Here is a 5,217-nt window from a genome sequence, read left to right as displayed (position 1 = left end):
CGACAAACGCGACTACATCTTCAACGGCACCCTGACCGTCACGGCCGTCGTCATCTGGCTCCGAGACATCGTCCAAGAGCCATCAGAAACGCCCTAAGGGCGGCCGACGGCCTCCGGGAATGGGGTTGAGCGCCGCAACGGGCTGGGGCAAGCCCCCGGAGGCACACTCTGGTTAACCTCCGCCAGGTGGCACAACGCCGTGGACAGTTCCTATGCGGAGCGAGAATTCCCAGCCGCCGTCCGGAGGCATCTTCGTCGCCGAGTCAAGGACAGAACTTGCGCACCAGACAACGAAGTCGACGGCTGTGACCCAGCACTTCCTCAACAGGCCCTAGAAGATTCTTGCCGAGCCGTTGCAGCGCGCCTCACCACACCTGGCCCAGCTCGTCACCTACACGAACGAAGACATCTGGCTCTCCCCCGCCGTCCGGCTATCTGGCACTGCACGCGTCCGCAGTTCAACACACAGAACTTGACAGGGAACAGACCCGGTCGGTGTACAGCTTGGTGGTCAGCTGAAGGCCGCAGCCTCCCAGCAGCAGCCCGCACAGTTGCGAACCTCGGTCGCCCCGGGGTCCACCTCCGCTCGCGCGGAGAGCACCTGATCGTCCTGTACTGGGACGAGATCAAGGCTGGTTGTCGGCGTACGCGTTCGCCTCCCCAGCTGCGTACGGATGAACGTCCCCAGGTGTCAGGCCGCGTTGGTCACATCCCGGAAGCGGAGCTAACAGGTGCCAGCCACGCGGCCGCCCTGGCGCTCGACGGTGCTCACCTGGTCGTCGAGCGTCGCGTTCGTCCGTCAACCGGCCGACAAGTGGCGCCGACTCAGCTGGGCAGTGCGTCATCCAACTGCGTCTGCTCCGCCTCGCTCAGCTCAAGCTCGGCCGCCTTGGCAGAGTCCTGGATCGATGCCGGGCGGCTGGCGCCCGGCACCGGGATCACCGCCGGGGAGCGGGTCAGCAGCCAGGCCAGGGCGATCTGCTGCGGGCTGACGTCGTGCTCGGCCGCGATGCGGTGGAAGGCGGTGCTCGCAGCGGTCGGGCCGGAGGGTCCGTCGAGGGAGCTTCGGGAGATGCCGCCCAGTGGGCTCCAGGGCAGGAAGGCCAGCCCGAGCTGCGTACTTAGCAGCAGCTCGGGCTCGCTGTCGCGGACTGCAGGGGAGTACTGGTTCTGTACGGAGACGAGGCCGTCGCCGAGGATCGCGTACGCCTCGCGGATCTGGCCGGTGGTGACGTTGGAGATCCCGGCGGCGCGGATGGTGCCGGTGTCGAGCAGCTCGCGCAGCGCGCCCACGGACTCCGCCCAGGGCACGGCCGGGTCCGGCTTGTGCAGCTGATACAGGCTTATGGCCTCGACGCCCAGACGCTTCAGGGAAGCTTCGGCGGCGCGCTTGAGATGGGCGGGGGTGGCGGTGACGGTCCAGCTGCCGTCGCCGGGGCGGCCGCGGCCGCCCTTGGTGGCGACGAGGAGGTGGGAGGTGTCGCCGCCGTAGCGGGCCAGGGCTCGAGCGATGAGAAGTTCGTTGTGGCCGTCTTCGCCGGTGTGCCAGTGGTAGCTGTCGGCGGTGTCGATGAGCGTGACCCCGGCGTCCAGGGCGGCGTGGATGGTGGCGATGGCCCGCTGTTCGTCCGGGCGGTGCTCGATGGACAGCGGCATGGCGCCCAGGCCGATGGCGCTGACGGTGGTGTTTGCGATGGTGCGGTACTGCATGGTGTGTCTGTTCCTCAGGCGGTGGGGGCGGCGGATGCGTCGAGGGCTTCGGCGACGGCACCGGGGAGCCAGTCGGTGGTGTGAGAGAAGGAGAAACCCAGCCTTTTCGCGCGGGCATTGCTCATGGCGTAGTGGCGGTCGAAGGAGAACGGCGAGGCCGGCTCGCCCGCGGGGGCGCTCCGGTACACGGCCTTCCTGCCGACCTGTGCGGCGATGACAGCACTTAGGTCGTAAACGTCGAGTGGCCCGTCGGAGCAGGCGTTGATCGGGCCGGTGACGTCGGTGAGCGTGGCCGCCCACAGCAGCAGATCCGCCAGCTCCTCGTAGTGGATGAAGACCGTGGGCAACGCCTCGGCGTGCACGGTGATCTGCGTGCCCTGGGCGACGTTCTCGACGTAGTGCGCCAGTCGGCCGGTGAACTCCGCCGCGCCGCCACCGAGCACGTGGGCGCTGCGCACGGCGGCGAAAGCGAACCCGTGATGCTGAGCGAAGACGGCCTCCGCCTGGCGCTTACCTTCGGCGTAGTGCGCCTCCAGGTACGCCGTGTCGTGCCACGGCAGGTCCATGGCCACCAGCCACGTGGACGGGTCCACGACCTCCTCCGGTAGCGGTGTGCCGGGGGGAACGGCCGGCAGTGCGACGGTCGCCGGGTCGTAGACCTCGATAGTGGAGGTCATGACGTAGCGCCGTGTGCGGCCGCTGAAGGCGCGGGCCGCGATCACGGCCTGCACGGGGGTGTAGCAGACCTGGTCGACGACCACGTCGAAGGTGCGCGAGCCGAGTGCAGCGGTCAGGGCGGCTTCGTCGTTGCGGTCGACGACGAGGTGCTCGACCCCGGCAGGCGGCGGGGTGGAGCCGCGATTGATCACTGTGACCTGGTGGCCGGTGGCCTGTAGGCGCTGGACCAGGAGCTTGCCGAAGTACCGGCTTCCGCCGATGACGCAGATCTTTTGCATGCCCCCATCCTGGGCATCTACCGTCATCAGCAGAAGTGCCTACTTACTGGAAGCGTATTAAGGAATACTGTTGATCGATGTGCAGCGGTTGCGTGTCCTGCGAGCGGTGGCGGAGCTCGGCAGCTTCAACCAGGCCGCGGCAGCCCTCCACCTCACCCCGTCAGCCGTGTCCCAGCACGTCGCTGCATTGGAGCGCAGCCTCGGCGCCCAGGTCGTGGTGCGTAGCACACGCGGAGTCACGCTCACCCCGGCCGGCCGGATCATGGTCGGGGCCGCCGAGTCGGTCGCCGCGGAGCTCGAATACGCCAGACAGCAGGTCGACCGGCTCGGCAGCGGCCGCACTCAGCTAACCATCGCCACCTTCACCAGCGGCGGCAGGCTCCTGCTACCCGGTGCACTCGCCCGCCTCGCCACCGCCCATCCCGAGACTGTGGTCCACGTCAGGGAAAGCGAGCCCGAAGACAGCCTGCCACTGGTCCGCCAGGGCGCCGTAGACCTCGCCCTCGCCTACCACTTCGACGGCCCGCTGCCCGGTCGGCCGGGCCCGAACTCCAGCCTGGCGTGGACTGCACTCATGGAAGACCCCCTGCACGTCGTCCTGCCCGACGCCCATCCCCTGGCCGGCCGCGAGACACTCGACATCGCCGAGTTGGCCGCCGAGCCCTGGGTACTCGGCTGCCTCAAGACCGAGACGTACCTGCGTCGCTACGCCGAACGTGCCGGCTTCGACCCGGAGGTGCGCGGCACAACATCGGACTACTTCTTCGCCCGCTCGCTCGTCGCTGCGGGCATGGGAATCTCGCTGATCCCCTCCATCGCGCAGACCCCGCAGGTAGCAGGCCTACGCACTGTCCCAATCGCGCCGCCGACTCCGACCCGGCACATCGGCGTTGCCACGATCCTCCGCCGCAACCACGCCCAGGTCAGGACGCTGATACAGGCACTCCAGGGACAGGCAGCAACGCTGGGCGAAACCTGACCCACACAGCACTATCTGGCCTCATTCATCCGTACGCAGCTGAGGAAGTCCGTGTGTACGCCGACACTGGTCCACCTCCGCTCGCGCGGAGAGCACAAACCACCCGCCATCTGAACCTGACTCTCTTCCGGTTCACCTCCGCTCGAGCGGAGGTGAACCGCGCTGGGTTCCGTTGAACCCGGTGCCCGACCAGGGGTGCCGGTGAGAACCGTGTCAGTGCGCCACGAGGCGCTGTTGTTTCGGATGGAGGTGGAAGACCACCGTCGCTTCGCCGTCGTAGCGGCGAGGTGAAGCTGGGGGCAGCCTGAACCGGGGATCGCCGGGGAGGGCGAGAGCAGCCTCGACAAAGTCGGGTCGGCCCAGCACTGCCGGATGGGTCGGGCCTGGTGAGCGAGACGGGAAGGTATACGCGAAGAACCGGCGTCATGCGTTGTTGATGACGCCCAAGCAGCTCGCAACGGCTGAACAGGCACCCCGGTGTGTCTAGCCGCTGTGCACCGCCTGAACGGACCCTCCCTCGTCACCCGGCAGGACCCAGCCCAACTCATCGGCATGACTGCCGGGCCGTGTCCTGCCGAATCCCATCCAACGGCCGTTTTCGACTCAACCGCCGCTCTTGCGTCGGAACGACCGCTGGTTCGCAGCCGGGCCGTGCGCGCCACGGACCTTTGACGCATCGGTGTTCGCAGCGATGTCGGCGGCGTCCGCCTGCATACCGCGCTTGCGCGCCAGGGCCTCCCGAAACTTGCGCTTCAGGTCGTCCTGGCCGTCATCGTCGGGCGAGAGGACAGGGCTCTCGACGTCAGCTGACTCCGAACCTTCTTGTGATGGAGACTCTGCGGCCATGGTGACCTCCTGGGTTCGGGCAGTGGAGAGCACAGTTTGTCATGCCGGGCACCGCATGAGACGCCCGCGGCCAGCATCGCCAGCAGCCGTCGCTCGTGGCTGTCACGCAGGCCGCCAGGCAGGCCGCCCCAGCGACCGGCCTTGGGGAACAGTCACCGGCGCACATGGAGCAGGCACGGTGCGGGGCGCCAGCCAAAGCTGGCGCTCTTCGCGGACTCTGCTGCTGTGGCTGCGCGTGCAGGCGCGCGCGCCTTCAGTCGATGAGCTTCTGCACCTCGACCACCATCCGGGGACCGACTGCAGCTGCAACAGTCCTCATCTGCATCAGCGGGATCACGACCGTGTCCCCCACACATGCTCCAGCGCCGCGGTAAAGACCGGGTCGTGGACGTCCACGTGGCCGTAGACCTGTTCGGCGGTCGCGGCCGAGGCCCAGCCGCGGCATCCCGCGCGATCACAGCGTTTCCCCATGCGGCGTCCAGCACCGCGGTGGCGAAGCCATGCCTTGTGTCCGCAGGGGCCGTGTGCGGATGACTTCATGTGGCGATTGAGCAGGCCGGGTGTGGCGGAGCCTGCCGGTCGGGAGCATCGCTGTGATGCCCCGACCGTTGGTGACGGTCAGTCGTCTCCCGAAGTCCGCCACCGGGGAAGAACGTCCGCGGCGATCCGGTCGACCACCGACCGCGGCGCGGAGAAGGGACCCTGCGCACGCGGCCACGGGGCGAC

At 68.2% G+C, this 5,217-nt stretch carries 4 protein-coding genes; 1 reads left to right on the top strand and 3 read right to left on the bottom strand.

Translation table 11 applies throughout. The features are described from left to right. Positions 1-825: 825 nt before the first annotated feature. Positions 826-1,710 (bottom strand): aldo/keto reductase, encoded by an 885-nt coding sequence (locus tag OP79_RS48245; RefSeq protein WP_033329587.1) that lies wholly within the window; start codon positions 1,708-1,710, stop codon positions 826-828. 14 nt (positions 1,711-1,724) lie between these two features. Then, positions 1,725-2,666: an NAD-dependent epimerase/dehydratase family protein gene (locus tag OP79_RS48240; protein WP_033329586.1), complete on the bottom strand. Its 942-nt coding sequence runs from the start codon at positions 2,664-2,666 to the stop codon at positions 1,725-1,727. A gap of 70 nt (positions 2,667-2,736) precedes the next feature. On the opposite strand from OP79_RS48240, the gene OP79_RS48235 reads away from it, so the two are divergent. Further along, positions 2,737-3,645 (top strand): LysR family transcriptional regulator, encoded by a 909-nt coding sequence (locus OP79_RS48235; RefSeq protein WP_033329585.1) that lies wholly within the window; start codon positions 2,737-2,739, stop codon positions 3,643-3,645. A 603-nt stretch (positions 3,646-4,248) separates the two neighbouring features. On the opposite strand, the gene OP79_RS48230 is transcribed toward OP79_RS48235, so the two are convergent. Then, on the bottom strand, positions 4,249-4,491 hold the full coding sequence (locus OP79_RS48230; RefSeq protein WP_033329584.1) for a DUF5302 domain-containing protein: 243 nt from the start codon (positions 4,489-4,491) through the stop codon (positions 4,249-4,251). Positions 4,492-5,217: the final 726 nt, after the last annotated feature.

Source organism: Streptomyces yerevanensis (assembly GCF_000716805.1).
GTDB lineage: Bacteria > Actinomycetota > Actinomycetes > Streptomycetales > Streptomycetaceae > Streptomyces > Streptomyces flaveus.
The sequence above is the reverse complement of the archived record's forward strand: the minus strand, read 5'-3'. Positions and strand labels throughout refer to the sequence as shown.

Bases quoted from the DNA above. Each gene is read 5' to 3' on its own strand.
- OP79_RS48230 (WP_033329584.1), bottom strand. From the start codon at position 4,491: ATGGCCGCAGAGTCTCCATCACAAGAAGGTTCGGAGTCAGCTGACGTC.
- OP79_RS48245 (WP_033329587.1), bottom strand. From the start codon at position 1,710: ATGCAGTACCGCACCATCGCAAACACCACCGTCAGCGCCATCGGCCTG.
- OP79_RS48240 (WP_033329586.1), bottom strand. From the start codon at position 2,666: ATGCAAAAGATCTGCGTCATCGGCGGAAGCCGGTACTTCGGCAAGCTC.